This window comes from Acinetobacter sp. KAM396, from assembly GCF_021602765.1.
GTDB classification, from domain to species: domain Bacteria; phylum Pseudomonadota; class Gammaproteobacteria; order Pseudomonadales; family Moraxellaceae; genus Acinetobacter; species Acinetobacter towneri_A.
On the sequence record NZ_BPPH01000022.1, the window covers coordinates 1 to 19871 of the forward strand.

A 19871-nucleotide genomic window follows, 5' to 3' on the forward strand; every position below is an offset into this window, starting at 1 on the left:
ATAAATGGGTAGAGTACAAGTTGCTGTAGAAGCATTTTTAATTCGTCTGATCACAGATACTTTATAAAGTATTTTAATACTTTTTTGAATCCGTCAATGCGTAAGTCCTATTATATTTTTAATTTTTTTAAAAAAAACTAAACCGTGTGATCTATAAGATGGTTTTACTTTATTTTTCATATTCTTAATTTTTTTAAATCGATAACAGCAGCACAAAAATCCTGAGAATGGATTAAAAATGTCAAATGAATTGTAATGTATTTTTAGACGCATTAGTCATAGATTACAACTGTAAGCCAACCCACACTTTAATCTAAACTTAAAATATTGATAAAAAAGAACTATTGTTAAAAGATTAGACCAAAGCTTATAATTTTTTTGCAAAATTCAACGCAATAACCCGCACTTTTACCTAAAAGCCAAGTGTACAAATGTATTTTTTTAACTAAAATGCAGCCTAAGTTGATGGTTAAATTGATAATTCAACTTATAAAACGAGATCACTCACTATTAATCCAAACTAAAACAATTCTAGAGGATTAATTAATATGACACATGAATTCGGATTGAACTGAAACAAATACCGACATGCTTGGAAAAATAGCAGTTGCAAAGTTAGCTTTTTAATCGAAATGGATAATATTGCGTTAAATTTCAATCAGATTTTAGCCACTGAAAGCATCTTGCTAAGCACATGAGTTTTCACATAAAATGTGAAACATCTAAAATACAATTAAAACAATGCAGGGAATATGCAATGTCCAAGAAATATTCAAAATTTCTACCATCCGCCGACCAATATGATATTGAACAGTTTCCGTATTATTGGGTCACACAAGTACATGCACAATATGTACAAAATGTTGATCAGGCGCTTAAAAAGTATGGGTTAGATAATTCTCGCCGTCGTATTTTATTGGCATTAAGGTCAAAAGCACATGCGAGTGTGTCTGATTTGTCAGACATGGTGGTATCAAAAATGTCAACTACAACTAAAATTGTTTATCGTTTAAAAGATGAAGGTTTGGTTGAAACTTATTCTTGTGACGATGACGCGCGTATCACTCGTGTCGTGCTTACAGAAAAAGGCAATGAGATGACCAACAAAATTAATGATCTGACTAGCGTTGTTTTAGAGCAGTCTTTTGATGGTCTAACTCCCCTACAAATTGAAAAAATGATGGAAAGTTTACGTCACATTTTTAATAATTTAGCACGCTAAACATCGTATTATTTTTCTACTCTTTTCTAATTCCTAATTTAGGTTCAAAGTGCATTAAAAGATCAAAAACATTAAGCTGAAGACGTCTTAGTGTTTTCGATCTTTTTTGTTTGTACATGCGAACACTCGAACTCATCTACAGGAAAGACCTGCACAAAGCAGTGTATGTGCGGTGGTTTCAGAGTCAGCACTTCATCTAAACGTGCAAGTAGAATAACAATAACACTGCGTTTAACAGACCCATGCACATGAAATTACTTCATCAAAACATGGTCAGAGGGATCCATGCTAATTTTACTCGCAGATCCAATATTTTCTTCTTAACCCTGCCATCTCTTTAAACGGCAAATTTCATATATCGCTGAATACTTAATTTATCATCACCGCTAAAATCATAGTCGAAGCAGTTTTACACATATTTTCCTGTGCAAGTGATTTTAAATTTTGCTTTATTTGTCGTTTCGTAACATCTAAATTGGCTTTCACTCCACTCCTCAGCTTGACGTTTGGTGGCGTTTTCTAACAGAAAAAGTACATCCTGTACCCATGTAGCGATAAAATTATCACGAAAAATACTGCAAATACAGATCACAAAAAAGCCTCCGAAGAGGCTCATTTGTTTGGATTACACAATGAGTAAGTCAAATCCTTGGAGGATTAGTCACCTGTGTAACCTTTTAACTTTAAACGAGCTGCGTGTAAAAGTGGCTCTGTATAACCAGAAGGTTGCTCGCCACCTTTGAAGATCAAGTCAGAAGCAGCTTGGAACGCAATGCTGTTAGCAAAGTCTTTAGACATAGGCGTGTATAGTGGATCATCGGCATTTTGTTGATCTACAATTTTCGCCATGCGCTGCATCACTTCTTCAACCTGTGCACGTGTTACAATTCCGTGACGTAACCAGTTTGCTACATGTTGCGAAGAAATACGTAAAGTTGCACGGTCTTCCATTAAGCCTACATCGTTGATGTCTGGAACTTTTGAACAACCCACACCCAGGTCAACCCAACGAACCACATAACCCAAGATACCTTGACAGTTATTTTCTAGCTCTTTCAGTTTCTCTTCTTCAGTCCAGTTGGTGTCTGTTGCCAATGGTGGAGTCAATAGGTCATCTAGAGGTAGCGGCTCAGTTGCAAGTAATTCTTGCTGACGGTTTGCTACATTGATTTGATGGTAGTGAATCGCGTGAATCACTGCACCAGTTGGAGATGGTACCCATGCACAGCTTGCACCAGCTTCTGGATGCTCAGTCTTAGTTTTGTACATGTCTAACAGCATGTCTGGTTTAGGCCACATACCTTTACCAATCTGTGCCTTACCACGCAGACCAGTTTGCAGACCGATCATTACGTTACGGTTTTCGTAAGCCGGGAACCATTTTTGGCCTTTAATTTCGCCTTTACGAACGAATGGACCTGCTTCCATGAAGGTATGGATTTCGTCACCGGTACGGTCCATGAAGCCTGTATTAATGAAAATAGTACGATCTTTCGCCTGAGCAATACAGTTCTTCAGGTTCACAGAGGTACGGCGCTCTTCATCCATGATCCCAATTTTGATTGATTTTGCTGGCAAGCCAAGCGCTTGTTCAGCACGCTCAAACAGTTCTACTGCAAATGCAACTTCTTCAGGACCGTGCATCTTCGGCTTCACGATGTACATAGAACCTTTGCGAGAGTTCTTGATCGTGTTTTCACCACGAATATCAGCAATCGTAAGAAGCGGTGTTACCAACGCATCCATAATACCTTCATAGATTTCTTCGCCATCCACCAGGATTGCCGGGTTTGTCATCAAGTGACCCACGTTACGAAGAAGCATCAATGAACGACCGTGAACTTTAGTTTCACCACCTTCCAAATTCTTGAAGGTACGGTCAGCATTCAGCTTACGAGTAATGGTCTTGCCATTTTTCTCGATAGACTCTTCAAGCGTACCGCGCATCAAGCCTAGCCAGTTACGGTAGCCTTCTACTTTTTCTTCAGCATCTACTGCTGCAACAGAGTCTTCCAAGTCTTGGATTGTTGTTACAGCGGCTTCAAGCACCACATCTTTCACGCCAGCTGCATCAGTTTGACCAATCGGGCTGTTTGCATCGATTTGGATCAGCGCATGCAAGCCATTATTTTTCAGTACGATTTCCGTCGGTGCAACAGCTTCGCCGTTATAGCCAACAAATTTAGATGCGTCAGCAAGAGTTGTAGTTGAGCCGTCCTTTAACGTTACAACCAGTGCATTGCCTTCAACTGCATATTGAGTGACATCGGCGTGTGAGCCTTGTGCCAATGGGAAAGTTTCGTCAAGGAAGTTTTTCGCGAATGCGATAACTTTTTCACCACGTTTCGGATTATAGCCCTTACCTTTTTCTGCGCCACCTTCTTCAGAGATGACATCGAAGCCATAAAGTGCATCGTACAATGAACCCCAACGTGCGTTGGCTGCGTTCAAGCAGTAACGTGCGTTACGAACAGGTACTACGAGCTGTGGACCAGCCAATAATGCGATTTCTTCATCTACATTCTCGGTGGTAATTTGAAAATCTTCTACTTCTGGTAATAAGTAGCCAATTTCAGTCAAGAAAGCTTTGTAAGCTTCTAATTCAAATGTATTATTGCGGTGCCATTCATCAATTTTAGCCTGAAGCTCATCACGCTTTGCGAGTAATGTTTTGTTCTTAGGGCTAAGATCGACAACGACTTGCTCAAAGTTTTTCCAGTATTTATCACTGTCTAAACCAGAACCTGGTAATGCTTCATTTTCGATGAAATCGTAAAGTTCTTTAGCAATCGCTAACTTGCCTTTTTGAATACGTGCAGTCATTGTCTTTCCTGATATTGCTACTTTTTATACAAGAGATTCTAGTATACTGATTTATATTTAGCTGAATAGTATTATCACATTTCAAAATAACGATCATTTATTACAAGATGAATAATAACAATCATCATAAATACTGATCAGAAACACGACACTATTACCAATCTAAATACACTTTTACAGTGTATAAAGTTTTTGAAATGTCGAAATTAGACTTAAGTTCAGATTTTGTTGTAAAAATCGGCGTCAGTCTTATTGCAACCTTTCAAGATTAAGCCATGTTTATGACAAAATGTCGATAAAACCAACAGTCACATCTTTTCTATCATAAAAAAGCGCCTAGTTCTAGGCGCTTAAAAGATCAACTGATTTGATGTTTGGCTTCGGTGGCCTGTATCTGTTTATGTTCTTCATTTAAGTAATCATCAGACTGCATTTCCAATAAACGTGAACGCGTGCGTTCAATTTCAAATGCCAGTTTTTCGCCCTGATAAATTTCAATAATCGAATCTTCAGAAGTCAGTAGTAACTTGACACCACGATCATAAAATTCATCGACCAAATAAATAAAACGACGTGTTCCTTCAGACAAGAAGTCGGTTAAATGCGGCACATTGCTCACCAAAACCGTATTGTAGATGTTGGCAATTTCAATAAAGTCTGCAGGACTACGCGGTTTAAAGCACAGTTCTGAAAATTCACACCACAATACATCTTCAGTATGCGCAATTGTTTCGACAATACGTTGGTTGATAATAATTGGCTCAGAAGAATAATGTTGTGTATTGCTCAAAGCACTGAAACGCTGTGCCATCCAGTTTTGATTATCATGCGTTAAAGGCGATTTAAATAATTGCGCCTGTTTCAAAACACGTAAGCGATAATCTACACCAGCATCGACATTTAGCACTTGGCAATGTTTTTTGACCATTTCAATGGTTGGTATAAAACGATCTCGATGGATACCATTTTTATATAAACCGTCTGGCGCGATGTTAGAGGTTGCCACCAAAGTGATACCTCGATGGAATAATTTCTGGAACAATTCACTAAGAATCATCGCATCAGTCACGTTAGATACGAAAAATTCATCGAAACAAATCACCACTGCATCTTTATAAATTTGGTCTGCAACAGAATCGAGCGGGTTACGCTGCCCTGAAAGTTTGTTCAGTTCACGATGCACATGCTGCATAAAGTGGTGAAAGTGCATACGTGTTTTACGTCTAAATGGAATCGAGTCGTAAAACTGATCCATGAGCCATGTTTTACCACGACCTACACCACCCCACATATAAACACCCTGTGGTGCTGTTTGGCGGCGGAAACGGCGGAACGCTTTTTTTGATGCTTTATAGCGTTGAATTAATTCCTGCCACACACGCTCAAGTTCGTGTACAGCCTGCGCCTGCGCATCATCTGGCATAAATTGTCCAGAGGCTAACGCTTGTGCATAACGCTCCGCAGGCGATAATGGAGTAAAGGCTGTGGTTTGTGGCGAATTAAAATCAGACATATTCATCAGTACTTATTTGGGCTTGTAGATTATAACGAAGATCGAATCGGGAGATATAGCACTTTGGCATAGTTTGCAAAATACTTAGGCTATTTTGTATATTGGCGTGGACTTTGTCCAAACCACCGTTTAAAGGCGTGGTTAAATGCCGCAGGTTCTGAATAACCAAGTAACTCTGCAATCATTTCAATTGAATATTCCTGATATTCAATTAATCGCAATGCTTTATCTTTGATAAGATCTTCACGAATTTGTTTGTAACTAGTGTTCAATTGTTGCAGTTGATGGCGCAATGTCCGTTCAGGAATTTGCAAAGCATGTGCTGTTTCTGCCATGCTCGGCATACTGCCTTGTTGTAATTCCAAATAATCTTTTACGCGCTGTACCACCGAAGGCGCATCATCTTCGAGTTTAAGTCGCTCTAACTCAATCACGCATTTGGCTTCATAACTACTAAAAGTGACTGCATCGGCAGATGGAATACGTGCTGTGAGAACTGCATCATCAAACCAAAACGCTGCTTGGGGTTGATTAAAAACAATATCTTGACCGTAATAATCATAAAAAGTTTGCAAAACTTCACTTTGCTGCGGCTGTGCAAATGGCAATTCTATGCGAATACGTGGCGCACTCATCCCCATCATTTTATATAGGTCTTGAATAAATTTGAAGGTGCCTGAAATTTCACACTGCGCACGCAATACACCTAAACTACTATGTAAATCATTGGGTTGATAACACAAGGCAATATGTCGCGTGCTATGTTGCAAACTCAGTTTCCCGCTTAAATGCGTCAATCCCTGATATTGAATCCCTTTTTGTAGTGCAGTGGCAATATCTGGACTAGTTACCAATAACATCAATAAAGGACCATAACCTGCCAAAGCATAATGCTGTCCAATAAACAGCCCCATTTCAGGTTCAACATCTGCACCAATAACGTTTAAAATATCCCATTCCAGACTTGGATGAATCACCGAACTGGTGTCCAGCGCATCTGCACACAAGCCGATACTTTGCAATTTTGCATCGACATCAACGCCTGCTTTACGCATGCCTTGTATTAAATACATCAAGCCAAGTATGGATCTTTTCATAAAATGAACAGTGTGAAACGAAATATCCTTTTTACCCGATTCGTCCACAGATAGAAATTGCCGAAAATATCAATTTTTATGTCAGCACGATCATGTTCGCGCATGCTGGCTTATTCTATCCTGACATTGACAAACCTAAGTTAAATAGACCTAAATCAAACAAAATAAATATAAGGATACCTTCATGCAGGATGCAGCAGCACATTATCAAGTCGCAATTATTGGTGCAGGCTTTGGTGGATTGGCCATGGCGATTCGTTTGCTACAACGCAACATTCATAACTTTGTGATTTTAGAAAAGTCTAATGAAGTGGGTGGTACTTGGCGTGAAAATCAATACCCTGGCGCGGCTTGTGATGTGCAATCGCATCTGTATTCATTGTCATTTGCCCCCAAAACTGACTGGTCAAAACGTTATGCCGAAGCGCCAGAAATTTTTCAGTATATTCAAGATGTGGTGCAACAGTTTAATCTTCGTGAATATTGCCAATTTAACAGTGAAGTGGTGCATACCGAATACCACGAAAAAGACTGTGCGTGGCATGTTGCTTTAAAAGATGGCAGACAATTGAGTTGTCAATATTTAGTCTTTGCTTCTGGTCCACTGCATGTACCGCAAATCCCGCACATTCAAGGGATTGAAAAGTTTCAGGGCAAGGTTTTTCACTCGTCTCAATGGGATCATCAATACAACTTAAATAGCAAAGTTGTGGCATCTATTGGCACAGGCGGCAGCGCGATTCAATACATTCCTGAAATTGCACCTCAAGTTAAACAGTTATATGTCATGCAACGTACAGCTGCATGGGTCATTCCACGAGATGAACGCAAATATCTGAATATTGAGAAAAAACTGTTTAAACAAGCTGACTGGTTTAGAAAGTTGCATCGTGCGCGTTTGTATTGGTCGAATGAATCACGTGCAATTCCAATCATGCAACCTAACGTGATGAAATATACCCAAAAACTGGCAGAAGCCTTTATTCGTTTTCAGGTCAAAGACAAACAATTGGCACAAAAACTCACGCCTGACTACATTATGGGATGTAAACGTATTTTAGTGTCCAATAAATACTTCCCAACTTTTAACCGTGACAACGTCGAATTAGTGACTGATGCAATACAGGAATTGACTGCAGACAGCATCATCACCAAAGATGGTAAAATGCGAAAAATTGATTGTCTGATTTATGGCACAGGCTTTATTACCGATCCGCGTATCTATCTACAGCCATTTAGCTGCATTGGTGAACATGGCGTTGAATTAAAACAGGCATGGAAAGATGGCGCAGAAAGCTATTACGGCATTAGCCACAAAGGTTTTCCGAACCTGTTTCAGTTGCTTGGGCCAAATACAGTTTTGGCGCATAACTCGGTTATTTTTATGATCGAATCGCAAGTCGATTACATTCTGCAAATGATGGATTTGGTGGCACAATCACAGAGCAATGCAATTGTAGTAAAAGATCAAGTACAAGATCAATTTAACCACGATGTGCAAGACATGCTAAATAACACGGTTTGGCAATCTGGCTGTGTAAGTTGGTATCAACAAGAGGGTGGAAAAAACTTTGCCCTTTGGCCAACCTATACTTGGAAATATTGGCTAAAAACCAAGTCGCTGCATCCTAGTGATTTTAGATTAATCAGCAAAGCGGTATAAATTTCCGCTTTTAAAAGCAAACTGGCATAATCAACAGGTTTTTATCCTCCTCCTACCTGTTGATCTCATGCAATCTCTTTGGCTGATTTTCCAATTACTCTGCTGTTTATGCCTTGGCTTTTTACTGGCAAAACGCCTTCCACGAATAATTAAAAAAATTGCGTTTCAACTGCTTCCATATTTTAGCTATATCCTGCTGATTGCAATTGCGATGGAATTTTCACAAACGCTCGGTTCACTACAGCAGCCATCCTATATTCTCATGACAGCTTTACAGATTGCTTTTGCTACTTCAATCGGTGCATTTCTGTGTTGCTATTTGCTTTACAAAGGTTTGGGGCTACAAGCAACACAAGGTAAAGTTTCATTACAATTGTTGATTCAATCTTGCATCAATATCAGCTATGCCTTTTTTGCACTATTGGCAGGCTACGTGTTGCATCTACTTTTTAGTGCTATGGATTTCCAAGTTCAGATCAACACTTGGTATTTACTGTTGCTGTTTATGTGGATGATTGGACTCGATCTCGCGTATTCGCCTCTAGATCGTTCTTGGCTGAATTGGAAAATTTTGATGGTGCCCGTAGGCTGTATTTTCGGTTCAGTTGCTGGGGTACTACTTTGCGCACTTTGGCTCCCCATCACTCTACAAGACCTGCTTATGCTCTCACAAGGTTATGGATTTTATTCCATGAGCGGGATTGTCGTGTCTGAACTACGCAATGCCGAACTGGGTAGTATTGCCTTAATGAATGATTTATTCAGAGAGATTTTTGCGATATTGCTGATGTATATCTTGGGATGGCGTTATCCGCGTGCTGCAATTTCTGCTGCAGGCGCAACTGCCATGGATGTTACTTTGCCCATGGTCAAACAAGCCTGTGGCAAGGATTATATTCCGCATGCCATGGTTAGTGGATTTGTATTGTCAATCCTTGCACCCATTGCTGTAAGTGTGTTGGCAGTGATTTAACAAGAATCAACAATTGTTCTGTTACACTCTGAGAGAAAGTTAGTGAGAAGATTTACACTAACTGTCCTCTCTCCCTCTGGCAGAGAGATTGAGAGGATTTATCTCCCTTTGAAAAGAGTTACAGATGTTAAATTTAAAGCGTCACTAAAATATCTTTCAAAGTCTGACGCGGATTTTCAGATTTTGTAATTGGCCGACCAATGACCAAATGCGTAGAACCATCTAGCATAGCTTGTTTTGGAGTCACAATACGTTTTTGATCATCGGCATTAGAACCTTCAGGACGAATCCCAGGGGTCACTAAGGCGAAATCTTGTCCTAAAGTTTCACGTAGCATTTTGGCTTCTTGTGCAGAACACACCACACCGTCTAAACCACTTTCTTGAGTGAGTTTGGCTAAACGCTGAACTTGTTCAAATGGCTCAATATCTAAACCTAAATCTTTTAAATCCTCATGTCCCATAGAAGTGAGTACAGTCACTGCAATCAATAGGGTATGATAATTTCCTGCTTTTAAACGCTCCACACAGGTTTCCATCATTTTTCGACCACCTGAAGCATGCACGTTGACCATCCAAACGCCTAAGTCTGCTGCCGCACATACTGCCTGAGCAGTTGTGTTTGGAATATCGTGAAACTTCAAATCCAGAAAAACTTCAAAACCTTTGTCATGTAAGGCTTTCACGACGGTTGGACCTTCATGGGTAAATAACTCTTTACCAACTTTTACTCGACATAATGCAGGGTCTAATTGTTCTGCAATGGTTAAGGCGTCATATTGGCTTTTAGCATCGAGGGCAACAATGATACTCAAGAGAATTACCTATGGATTTGACAAATAGTCGTTATTATAAAGTGATTCGTGACAAGCAGATAGTCAAAAAGAAAGCTTATCGCTCATCGCAACAATATGCTCAAAGATACACATAAAAAAACACCCCAAAGAGAACCTTGAGGTGTTGATGATCAATTCGCTTAACAGAGTAATTTAAAGTGCATTAGAAGAACGATCCTCAGTATGCACATCTAATACCGTTTTTTCATGACGAGTATGAGCAGCAGCTTCAGCAGCAGCAAGTTGAGCTGCATGAATTTGCTCTTTACGCAGATATTCAATATCTTTACGTAGTCGCTTAATTTCCCAGCTATTTTGGAATACACGGAACACTTGCACGCCCAACAATAACCCTAGCACCAAACCGAGCGCCAATGTAATCAGAAGCAATAAACCCAAACGCATTGCGGGTATTTGAGTAAATAACAGGTCTACTGAAAGTTCAGTGCCGTTTTGCAAAACCAATGCCAGAGAATATCCAAATAGAATAACTAAAATAGCGACGAGGACGTAACGCATAAACACCCCTAGGAATTTTATTTATTTACAGACTCGTTTACTGCATCACGTAGTGCTTTACCTGGTTTAAAGTGCGGTACAGCTTTAGCTGCAACCTCTACAGACTTACCTGTTTTTGGGTTACGACCTACACGTGGTTCACGGTGATGCAATGCGAAACTACCGAATCCACGAATTTCAATTCGGTTATCTGCCGATAGTGATGCAATCATTTGATCAATCATGATCTTAACAGCTTCTTCCACCAATGGCTCAGCCAAATGTGGATTTTTCAAAGCAATTCGTTCTATCAAGTCAGACTTATTAAGTGCTTCAGTAGTCATCTGCGACCTCTTTAATTATCAAGCTACTTTTACCTAAACTGATAATAACCTGTTTAAATACAAAACGGTAGCGTAATAATTGAATACTACGCTACCGTTTACAGTATTTGTGTAAAAAGTATGTGTTAATTTACATTAACAATACAGTTTACCCGTAACTTAGTTGCCCATTTGAGCCTTGATCAAGTCACCAATTGTCTTAGGACCATTGTCTTGACCGCTAGCTGCAGTTTTCAAGTTAGCAACAGCTTCTTTCTCTTCAGCTTCGTCTTTCGCTTTGATAGACAAGTTGATAGAGCGAGATTTACGGTCTACGTTGATGATTTTCGCTTCAACTTCTTGACCAACTTCCAAGAACTTAGTTGCATCTTCAACGCGATCACGGTTGATTTCAGATGCTTTAAGTGTTGCTTCAACTTCGTCAGCTAACTTAACAGTTGCGCCACGAGCATCAACAGCAGTTACAGTACCTTTAACCAAAGCACCACGTTCGTTAGCAGCTAAGAAATCGTTGAATGGATCGCTGTTCAATTGCTTGATACCAAGGCTGATACGGTTGCCTTCAGCGTCTACAGAAAGGATAACCGCTTCAACAGTGTCACCTTTCTTGTAACGACGAATAGCTTCTTCGCCTTGCTCGTTCCAAGAAATGTCAGACAAGTGAACTAGGCCATCGATACCGCCTGGTAAACCGATGAAGATACCGAAGTCAGTGATTGACTTGATTGTACCTGAAACTTTTTCACCTTTGTCGTGGTTCTTAGCAAACTCTTCCCATGGGTTAGCACGAGTTTGTTTGATACCAAGAGAAATACGACGACGCTCTTCGTCCACTTCAAGAACCATAACGTCAACTTCGTCACCAATCTGAACAACTTTAGATGGGTGGATGTTTTTGTTAGTGTGGTCCATTTCTGAAACGTGTACTAAACCTTCAACGCCTTCAGCGATTTCTGCGAAACAGCCGTAGTCAGTTAAGTTTGTTACGCGAGCTTTAACGATAGAACCTTTAGGATAACGGCTCATGATCGCTAACCATGGATCTTCGCCTAATTGCTTAAGACCTAAAGATACGCGGTTACGCTCTTTGTCAAATTTAAGTACTTTAACAGTAACTTCTTGACCCACTTCAACCACTTCTGATGGATGCTTGATACGTTTCCAAGCCATGTCAGTGATGTGAAGAAGACCGTCGATACCGCCAAGGTCAACGAATGCACCGTAGTCAGTAAGGTTCTTAATCGTACCAGTAACAGTTTGACCTTCTTCAAGCTGAGCAAGAAGCGCTTCACGGTCAGCTGAAGATTCAGCTTCCATAACTGCACGACGAGATACAACAACGTTGTTACGTTTAGCATCAAGTTTGATAACTTTGAACTCTAACTCTTTACCTTCAAGGTGAGTTGTGTCACGGATAGGACGAGTGTCTACCAAAGAACCTGGTAAGAACGCACGAACTGGACCGATGTCTACAGTGAAACCGCCTTTAACTTTACCAGAGATAACACCAGTAACGATTTCGCCGTCTTCAAAGATTTTTTCAAGTTTAGTCCAAGTTTCAGCACGTTTCGCTTTTTCACGTGATAAAACAGTTTGGCCCATACCGTTGTCAAGTGCTTCAACAACAACATCAACGGTGTCACCAACTTGAACTTCAAGTTCGCGTTGTTCGTTTAAGAATTCAGCGCGGTCTACAACGCCTTCTGATTTAAGGCCAGTATCAACTGTTACCCAGTCAGAGTCGATGCTTACTACAACGCCTTGGATGACAGCACCCTTTTCAACGTTGAGGTTTAATTCGCTTTCTTCAAAGAGGGCTGCAAAAGATTCGGTCATGATATACCTGATAAAGTCAGCGGTCTTGGATCAGACAAGGCCGGTTTAGTTAAGCGTCTACATAGTCCGTATAAAACTGATCAAGCTATGCGTTCGCTGAATATATTGGGTTCGCGCCTATTAAGCGCGGCTAATACCAAGCTTCTGATCGACATAAGCTGTCATTAATGCAAATACTTCATCAATGTTCAACTCAGAACTATCAATGATGTAAGCATCTTCTGCAGGCTTGAGCGGAGCAACTGTGCGCTCCATGTCTCGTTTGTCGCGAGCCTGTATATTCGCTAAAATGTCGCTTATTTTAGCATCCAGCCCCATACCCTGCAACTGTTTTACACGTCTTTGTGCACGTGACTCTGCCGAAGCAGTTAAATAAATTTTAGCCTGCGCATTTGGGAAAATACTGGTCGCCATATCGCGTCCATCTGCAACCAAGCCCGGTGCTTGGGCAAAGGCATGCTGACGTGCAAGTAATGCTGTGCGCAATTCAGGTACTGCCGCAACTTTTGAGGCATATTCCCCCACACGTTCGGTACGTATGGTTTGCGTGACATCTTCACCATCAAGCAACACTTGTGTGCCATCTGGCTGGGTCACAAATTGAATATTGAGCTGTGTTGCAATGGCAACGCATTGACTCAGTTCAGTATCAAGTTGATCTAGCAAATTCTGCTTATGTAACGCCAAACCCAACAAACGATACAACGCACCAGAGTCGAGCAAATGAAACTGATAATGTGCTGCCAATTTTGCCGCGAGTGTGCCTTTACCTGAACCGCTAGGGCCATCAATGGTTATAATTTGAACCGTCATGCTGTTTCCGAAATGATTAAAGAGATTTTGCGAGTTTGGATAAACCAATTTTAATTGCAGTTTTCAATTGCGCAAGAATAGCTTTACTCACAAATGGAACACGCGCTTGTAGCTCAATGCGATACGTGACCAAGGTTTTGTGATCCGCCACTTGCTGAAATTCAATGGTACCCAAATGATGTTTGATCAATGGATTTTTAATGATTTTATATTCAATCCGCTGATTCGGTTCAAGCACGGTAATTTGCTCTTGCAAAGGTTTAATTGGCCCAATCCCCATACGACGCACCGAACCTACACCATCTGGACGTTCAGGGTCAGCAGAGTCTTTAATGCGCACCACTTGCATTGGTGCAAATGCAATATTATAAGTTGCATGTTTAGAAAGTAATTCAAATACTTGCGCAACTGGCGCATTAAATTCTTTTTTAATTTGAATAGCGTGCATGGTTTGCCCTGATGATGAATGCTATGTTGTGTTTGATTTAGTTTAACGCAAATCAAGCCTAAAACTCAGAACTGGTTTTGATCATGGAGGTCATTTATCAACTATTGCTGCTTTTGTTGTTTCTTTTGCGCACGGCGCATCTTAAAAAAATCACTCAACTGGGCTGAACATTGCAGCTCTAAACAACCTGATTGATACTCAAAAATATGATTGTAATAGCCTGACTCTAAAAGCTTTCTAGCACTGATCAATGAGCCGGCTTTGGGTTCAGTTGCTCCAAATACCACACGTTTGATTCGCGCATGAATGAGCGCACCCACACACATGGTACAAGGCTCCAGTGTGACATAAAGCGTGGCATCTTCAGGTAAACGATAATTTTGAATATGATCACATGCTGCACGGATTGCCACAATTTCGGCATGTGCGGTTGCGTCGTGTAAGGAAATAGGCGCGTTATAACCCGCGCCAATCACTTGATTTTGACTAACGATGACAGCCCCCACAGGAATTTCCCCCTGTGCTGCAGCCAAAGCAGCCTGCGCATAGGCAAGCTGCATCCAGTCTTCATCACTATAGTTCTGTTCTGACATTTAAATATGAGTAAAAATCAATACGAATTAAATAATCTCGTATTGTTTCAATAACTCATTCCAGCTTTCAATGCTCGTCACAGGTGGATTGTCTGCAAAAATGGTTTTGAGCTGCACTGGCCCATTTTGCTGCCAAGCTGGTGCAAGGTCTTTATCGACCAAACGTGCGCGCACACCTTCGACAAAATCTGCGTGGCGAATTTTCCAGTCTGAAATTTGCGTTTCCAGTTCAAACACTTCATTCCAAGCGTGAACCTTCTTACCCCATTGCCATAGTAACCACGTTAAAGCTGCTGTGGTTGGTGAACCTTTTTGCAAGTTTTCACTGGCTTGACGTAACCAATCGCTACGTGCATCGCTTAGACCAATGATGGATTCATAATCACTTTCAAAACTCACACCACGGCACACGCTTTGAATCACATCCAAAGAATTCTGTAGCGGCCCAGGCCCTACAGGACGGTGCATGCTGTTCAAGGTATCATCAATGGCACGGAAGTCACCTGCAGGGTAATGATTCCAGTCAATATTAATGACTTTTTCTAATACAGAAGCGCGTTGTGCATCACAAATATGGGTTGCCCAACCAATACCATACGCACCTGCAGCAGTCATAATTGAACCCGTTAAACCTGTGAACAAGCCAATCGCACCACGGTCAGCCAAGAAACGAGTTGCCCCTACATCTGGGTATAAACCAATGTTAATTTCTGGCATAGCTAAACGTGAATACGGTGTCACCAAACGGAATGGTGCAGCCATAAATAGACCTAAGCCACCACCCATGACATAACCTTCACCCCACACTAAAACAGGCTTGGCATAGTTATGTAGCAACAAGTCCAACGCATATTCTTGCTCAAAGAATTTATTGGCAGTTGCAACCTCATCATTAATGACAAGCTGACGTAATTTACGCACATCACCGCCTGCACAAAATGCTTTTGGTGTGGTCGAATCTAGCCAAATTGCTTTTACGCTATCATCGGTATGAAAGTCTTCAAATACTGCCAATAATGCAGAAACAATAGATTCATCTAAAGCATGCAAAGATTTTGGGCGATTCAAACGTACAATGCGCCAACCGTTATTTGCTTCTTCGACAATTAAATCCGGATGATATTCTTTAGAAATGGGAGAATGTGTCATGCGTCCAGCTGCCAGTCTATAGGCTCAATGCCATTTTGTTTAAGATAATTATTTGATTTTGAAAATACTTTACATCCAAAAAAACCACCGCGGTTTGCTGCCAATGGGGATGGATGCGCTGCCTTCAAAATCAGATGTTTATTTGGATCTATACGTTGTCCTTTACGTTGTGCATACGCGCCCCACAAAATAAACACAATATGCTCACGTTGTTGATTTAACACATCAATCACATGATCTGTAAAATCTTCCCAACCCTGCTTTTGGTGCGAGGTTGGTTGTCCTGCTTCTACCGTTAACACGCTGTTGAGCAGCAATACCCCTTGCTCTGCCCAATGCGTTAAATCACCGTGTCTTGGAATAGGCACACCTAAATCTGTATGTAACTCATGGAAAATATTACGCAAAGATGGTGGCAATGCAACCCCTCTTTGTACAGAAAAACTAAGTCCATGTGCCTGATTAGGTCCATGATAAGGGTCTTGCCCAATAATCACGACTTTCACCTGATTTAAAGGCGTGGTATTTAAAGCATTAAATATCAGTGAACTTGGTGGATAAATCACCTTATTCTGTTGTTTTTCCTGCAACAAAAAACCGCGTAGCGCATCCATTTGTGGACTCAATAAAAATTCAGCTAGATTGTATTTCCAACTCTCATCTAACTGAACTTTATTTAAGCTCGCATATTGCTGCTCAGTAAAAGACATACCGCTATCAATCCTTGTTGATGTCTAATGATGTGATTTAAAGTTTAACTTGTAACTCGACATTCGGGTTTTGGAATGTCATCCCCTGTTTTAATTTTTCATACATTTGTGGGTCTGACCACTCTGTCTGTACTTGCTCAGAGAAATGAATTTGATCCAGACTCAGCAATCCCATCTGCGCATTTTCAATATCTTCCAAAAAGCTTTGTGCATAGCCAGTATCGGTTTCATGCACAATTACAGAATAGACCTCTACATCACCCTCCCCATTTTGTGTGATGGTCGATGCCAAAACTTGCTGTGCCAAATAAAAGAAAATACGTGAAAACTGCTCTGCCGATGGCGATACTGGTAAAGAAACCCAACGTGCGCTGAACGTTTTGCAGGCTTGAATATATGCAGGATCGTCCTGCTCCCAAAAACAAATGGCATGATCAAAAGCATCAAATAATTCTTTGATTACACCTTTAAGCAAACCAAAGTCATACACCATTTGTCCATGATCGAGTTTTGAAGCTTTCAGTAACAATTCTACTTTATAGCTATGACCATGAATCGAGCGCTTACAGCGGTCTGAAGTGCAATTACGCACAATATGCGCATTTTCAAACTTAAATAACTTTCGAATTAACATGGGTCTTAACGTCATCAAAATATTTGGGGGATATTCTTTTTAAGTATAATGCAAAACGTGAACAATAAGCCAATTTTAGCCCACAGATTGCCAGACAAAAATCGTAATGATCAGTTTCAGCACAGACATGCAATGCATTTACATCTAAATAGCAGCACAAGGTTAATGATGATACTTAAAATGGCGTCAGACTTCGCCCACTAACATTGACAGATTTTTCACTACGCACCAAATCACTGCTAAATTGACGTTTACGCTCGCCCAATACCACTTCAATTTTGGCATTAAAATAATGTGATTGTACACCCAATAAACCTGTAAATTCATTGCGTATCGCGCTATCGACAGCTTGAAAGCCATCTAGCTCCCACAAAGCGTTTACATTGCTAAAGTGTTCCAAATTGGCATTACGACGATCAAGTAGATTTTGCACTACAACCACATCCAGTTTTTCATCTAAGCTCGCCAAAACTAAAGCAGGTGCGGTATTGATATTGATAGTGGTATCTCGTTTTGGCAAGGCACTAACATAAGGTGCAATTTGCTGATACTTCGCACCTTCAAAACCACGGACTTGTTTTAATTCTTCCGCACTGTGAAATAAGCTATTCGGCGGTAAATAAGGAATGGCTAAACCTTGATAATAACTCGACTCTGCCCCCATTGCGCCACTTGGTTCATCATCTGCATCTTGCCAGTCAATCACGGCTTCACTTAATTGCGCAGGTAGCCCGACACGCTGCAACAGTTTTTCAAAATATTTTTTTGCTTTTTCATTTACTTGGTCTTCGGTTGTCAGCAAACTATTTAAATTAAATTTCCCCGACTCATCTTGCAGCACACCCGATACATAACCATCTTCTACTGGAAATGGCGGCATTGGTTTTGCCCAGTTTTCTTGTAAGTGATCGACTTGACCTGCATTTTCAGCATCATCTTGTAGTAATTCTGCAAAAAACACTTCGGCACTTTTGGCATATAACAATGCTTGATTTTGACGCATCAAATACGCGGTATTTTCACTGGTATACATTTGCCGTTTGGCTATGGTCGCGGCCAAAATCGTGGCTAAAGCAACTAACATCAATATCGTAATCAAGGCGATGCCTTGTTGTGACTTGATAATGCCGCCTAAGCGCTGAGTCGATTTTGAATACATTACCATTGTGCCTTTAATTGTCTTTCTTCTTTAAAAAATCAGTCTGCAATAAACTAAATATCCATTCATATTGCACGTCACGCACGGTTAAATTTATTTTTATTCCTTTTGGGAGTAGTCTTAATTGTTCAATTTTCTGCGAATCAACACTGCTTTCCGGCCAACTGCTTAATTCATTTGGATTCAATACCACAATCTCAAAAGCTTCGACTTCATATAACATCACGCTCGACTCAGGCTGATCATTGCCCGTTTGATGCAAATTACGATATTTTAAACGATACAATTTCTTTTCATCGGCACGATATTGATACTCTACGCGCTCATAGGGTGAAATACCCTGCTGCAAAGGATCGCTCACCCCTGTTTTACTAAAATTAAAACGTCCATTTTGTAAAACTAAAGCAGGTTGTTGTTGCCCTTTGACATTGGCTGTTAATGGGACAGCCTGCATCGTGTCACGTAAAATTTGTTGATAGCTTTCTTGCAACTGCTCTAAATTAGATTCATGCATCGCATTGCGGTCTTTGACTTTGGCGAGATAATCAAATACTTTCCATCCTAAAGCAGACAGCACTGCAAAAATTGCAATGGCAACCAATAATTCAACCAAAGTAAAGCCCTTCTTAGCCTTCATGACTGCTGCTCACGGGCATTAAAAAACACCAAAGAAGTCACGCCTGCTTCAACTTGTCCCGTGTCTTGATTGTACAAACTGATTTGAAGATCAACACGTTGCACATTTGGGCTAATGGTCGGCTGTGTGGACTTGTCAATCTGCCATGATTCACCTTGTTGAGTTACTTGCTTGGACTCTGTTCCACTTAACCATTGCCGATTCATTTCCATCAATGCCACTTCATTCAAAGCCACAAATTGCGCTTTGGTTCTTAAAATGGCATTGGCGGTGGATTGAGTATATTGCATCGCCACTTTGGTCATTGCTATGGCTGCTGTTGCGAAAATTGCCAAAGCCACCATAACTTCAAGTAGTGTAAATCCTTTAGCTTTCATGGATTTTTCCTAAATGATCGACCTCTATTTCCGCCCCCACAGGACGCTGTTCTAAATAGAACTGAATACGAACAGGCTTAGCTTCACCATTACCTAGCCAAATCAGTGCAGGCGCATTACCTTGCAGCAATTCACTATTATTAGCATTTGGATAGCTTTGCTCTAAAGATAAAATTTGGATAGAAACTTGGTCGGGCAAAGTTCTGCTTTTAAACTCACTATAGCTTTGCCATTTTTGATTATTTTGCAGGGTTAATTGTTGTTCTGAAGCATAAGGCTGATATTCCAGTACATCATATCGCGCAGGTGAAACATCGGTTGCTTGATGCAAATTGAGTGCAAAAATATGCGCTTGATCATTGGCTTCACGATTCAGCTTACGCAAATCCAATAAAAACACTTCCCGCGCCTGCATAGCTTTACGCTGATCAACACCACCAATATTCATTAAAACCAGCGACGCCATAATCGCCATAATGACAATCACCACCATCAATTCAATGAGCGTAAAACCGCGAACCGAAGACAGTGGTATGTTCATAGCGTA

Annotated in this window: 20 protein-coding genes; 3 read left to right on the forward strand and 17 right to left on the reverse strand. The window is 40.6% G+C overall.

The window, feature by feature from the left end:
• Positions 1-757 precede the first annotated feature (757 nt).
• Positions 758-1222, forward strand: a complete 465-nt coding sequence (locus tag L6C30_RS10610) for a MarR family winged helix-turn-helix transcriptional regulator (protein ID WP_004976754.1) — start codon at positions 758-760, stop codon at positions 1220-1222.
• A 657-nt stretch (positions 1223-1879) separates the two neighbouring features.
• Here the strand turns inward: L6C30_RS10610 and L6C30_RS10615 are convergent.
• The 3 genes from L6C30_RS10615 to L6C30_RS10625 all read right to left on the reverse strand — a co-directional run bounded on the left by L6C30_RS10615 (position 1880) and on the right by L6C30_RS10625 (position 6655).
• On the reverse strand, positions 1880-4045 hold the full coding sequence (locus L6C30_RS10615; protein WP_236163053.1) for a malate synthase G: 2166 nt from the start codon (positions 4043-4045) through the stop codon (positions 1880-1882).
• 358 nt (positions 4046-4403) lie between these two features.
• Positions 4404-5558 carry a cell division protein ZapE gene (zapE, locus tag L6C30_RS10620; protein ID WP_019836514.1) on the reverse strand — a complete coding sequence of 385 codons (1155 nt, stop codon included), beginning with the start codon at positions 5556-5558 and terminating at the stop codon, positions 4404-4406.
• Between the two features lie 89 nt (positions 5559-5647).
• Positions 5648-6655 carry an AraC family transcriptional regulator gene (locus L6C30_RS10625; RefSeq protein WP_236163052.1) on the reverse strand — a complete coding sequence of 336 codons (1008 nt, stop codon included), beginning with the start codon at positions 6653-6655 and terminating at the stop codon, positions 5648-5650.
• A 184-nt stretch (positions 6656-6839) separates the two neighbouring features.
• On the opposite strand from L6C30_RS10625, the gene L6C30_RS10630 reads away from it, so the two are divergent.
• Both L6C30_RS10630 and L6C30_RS10635 read left to right on the forward strand, forming a co-directional pair.
• Positions 6840-8318, forward strand: a complete 1479-nt coding sequence (locus tag L6C30_RS10630; protein ID WP_070154569.1) for an NAD(P)/FAD-dependent oxidoreductase — start codon at positions 6840-6842, stop codon at positions 8316-8318.
• 67 nt (positions 8319-8385) lie between these two features.
• Positions 8386-9291, forward strand: coding sequence for a lysine exporter LysO family protein (locus L6C30_RS10635; RefSeq protein WP_236163051.1), 906 nt, complete (start codon positions 8386-8388; stop codon positions 9289-9291).
• A gap of 133 nt (positions 9292-9424) precedes the next feature.
• On the opposite strand, the gene pyrF is transcribed toward L6C30_RS10635, so the two are convergent.
• From pyrF to L6C30_RS10705, 14 genes are all read right to left on the reverse strand, one after another.
• Positions 9425-10105, reverse strand: coding sequence for an orotidine-5'-phosphate decarboxylase (pyrF, locus tag L6C30_RS10640; protein ID WP_070154573.1), 681 nt, complete (start codon positions 10103-10105; stop codon positions 9425-9427).
• A gap of 174 nt (positions 10106-10279) precedes the next feature.
• Positions 10280-10645, reverse strand: a complete 366-nt coding sequence (locus L6C30_RS10645) for a lipopolysaccharide assembly protein LapA domain-containing protein (protein WP_236163050.1) — start codon at positions 10643-10645, stop codon at positions 10280-10282.
• 17 nt (positions 10646-10662) lie between these two features.
• Complete coding sequence (locus L6C30_RS10650; protein ID WP_004976773.1) at positions 10663-10968, reverse strand: integration host factor subunit beta; 306 nt, start codon at positions 10966-10968, stop codon at positions 10663-10665.
• A gap of 159 nt (positions 10969-11127) precedes the next feature.
• On the reverse strand, positions 11128-12804 hold the full coding sequence (rpsA, locus tag L6C30_RS10655; RefSeq protein WP_168419003.1) for a 30S ribosomal protein S1: 1677 nt from the start codon (positions 12802-12804) through the stop codon (positions 11128-11130).
• A 120-nt stretch (positions 12805-12924) separates the two neighbouring features.
• On the reverse strand, positions 12925-13617 hold the full coding sequence (gene cmk, locus L6C30_RS10660) for a (d)CMP kinase (RefSeq protein ID WP_236163049.1): 693 nt from the start codon (positions 13615-13617) through the stop codon (positions 12925-12927).
• Positions 13618-13633: 16 nt separating this feature from the next.
• Positions 13634-14065 (reverse strand): SRPBCC family protein, encoded by a 432-nt coding sequence (locus L6C30_RS10665; protein WP_004976780.1) that lies wholly within the window; start codon positions 14063-14065, stop codon positions 13634-13636.
• Between the two features lie 101 nt (positions 14066-14166).
• Positions 14167-14658 (reverse strand): tRNA adenosine(34) deaminase TadA, encoded by a 492-nt coding sequence (gene tadA, locus L6C30_RS10670; RefSeq protein WP_236163048.1) that lies wholly within the window; start codon positions 14656-14658, stop codon positions 14167-14169.
• A gap of 27 nt (positions 14659-14685) precedes the next feature.
• Complete coding sequence (locus L6C30_RS10675; protein ID WP_004976784.1) at positions 14686-15807, reverse strand: enoyl-CoA hydratase/isomerase family protein; 1122 nt, start codon at positions 15805-15807, stop codon at positions 14686-14688.
• Positions 15804-16517, reverse strand: a complete 714-nt coding sequence (gene ung / locus L6C30_RS10680) for a uracil-DNA glycosylase (protein WP_104851898.1) — start codon at positions 16515-16517, stop codon at positions 15804-15806. Before ung ends, L6C30_RS10675 begins: the two co-directional genes overlap by 4 nt.
• 37 nt (positions 16518-16554) lie before the next feature.
• Positions 16555-17151 carry a 6-carboxytetrahydropterin synthase gene (locus L6C30_RS10685; protein ID WP_104851897.1) on the reverse strand — a complete coding sequence of 199 codons (597 nt, stop codon included), beginning with the start codon at positions 17149-17151 and terminating at the stop codon, positions 16555-16557.
• Positions 17152-17326: 175 nt separating this feature from the next.
• Complete coding sequence (gspK, locus tag L6C30_RS10690) at positions 17327-18310, reverse strand: type II secretion system minor pseudopilin GspK (RefSeq protein WP_236163047.1); 984 nt, start codon at positions 18308-18310, stop codon at positions 17327-17329.
• 13 nt (positions 18311-18323) lie between these two features.
• The gene (gene gspJ / locus L6C30_RS10695) at positions 18324-18947 is read right to left on the reverse strand and encodes a type II secretion system minor pseudopilin GspJ (protein ID WP_236163046.1); all 624 of its coding nucleotides are present in this window, start codon (positions 18945-18947) and stop codon (positions 18324-18326) included.
• The gene (gene gspI / locus L6C30_RS10700; RefSeq protein ID WP_236095037.1) at positions 18944-19324 is read right to left on the reverse strand and encodes a type II secretion system minor pseudopilin GspI; all 381 of its coding nucleotides are present in this window, start codon (positions 19322-19324) and stop codon (positions 18944-18946) included. Before gspI ends, gspJ begins: the two co-directional genes overlap by 4 nt.
• Positions 19314-19865, reverse strand: coding sequence for a prepilin-type N-terminal cleavage/methylation domain-containing protein (locus L6C30_RS10705; protein WP_236163045.1), 552 nt, complete (start codon positions 19863-19865; stop codon positions 19314-19316). Before L6C30_RS10705 ends, gspI begins: the two co-directional genes overlap by 11 nt.
• Between the last annotated feature and the right edge of the window lie 6 nt (positions 19866-19871).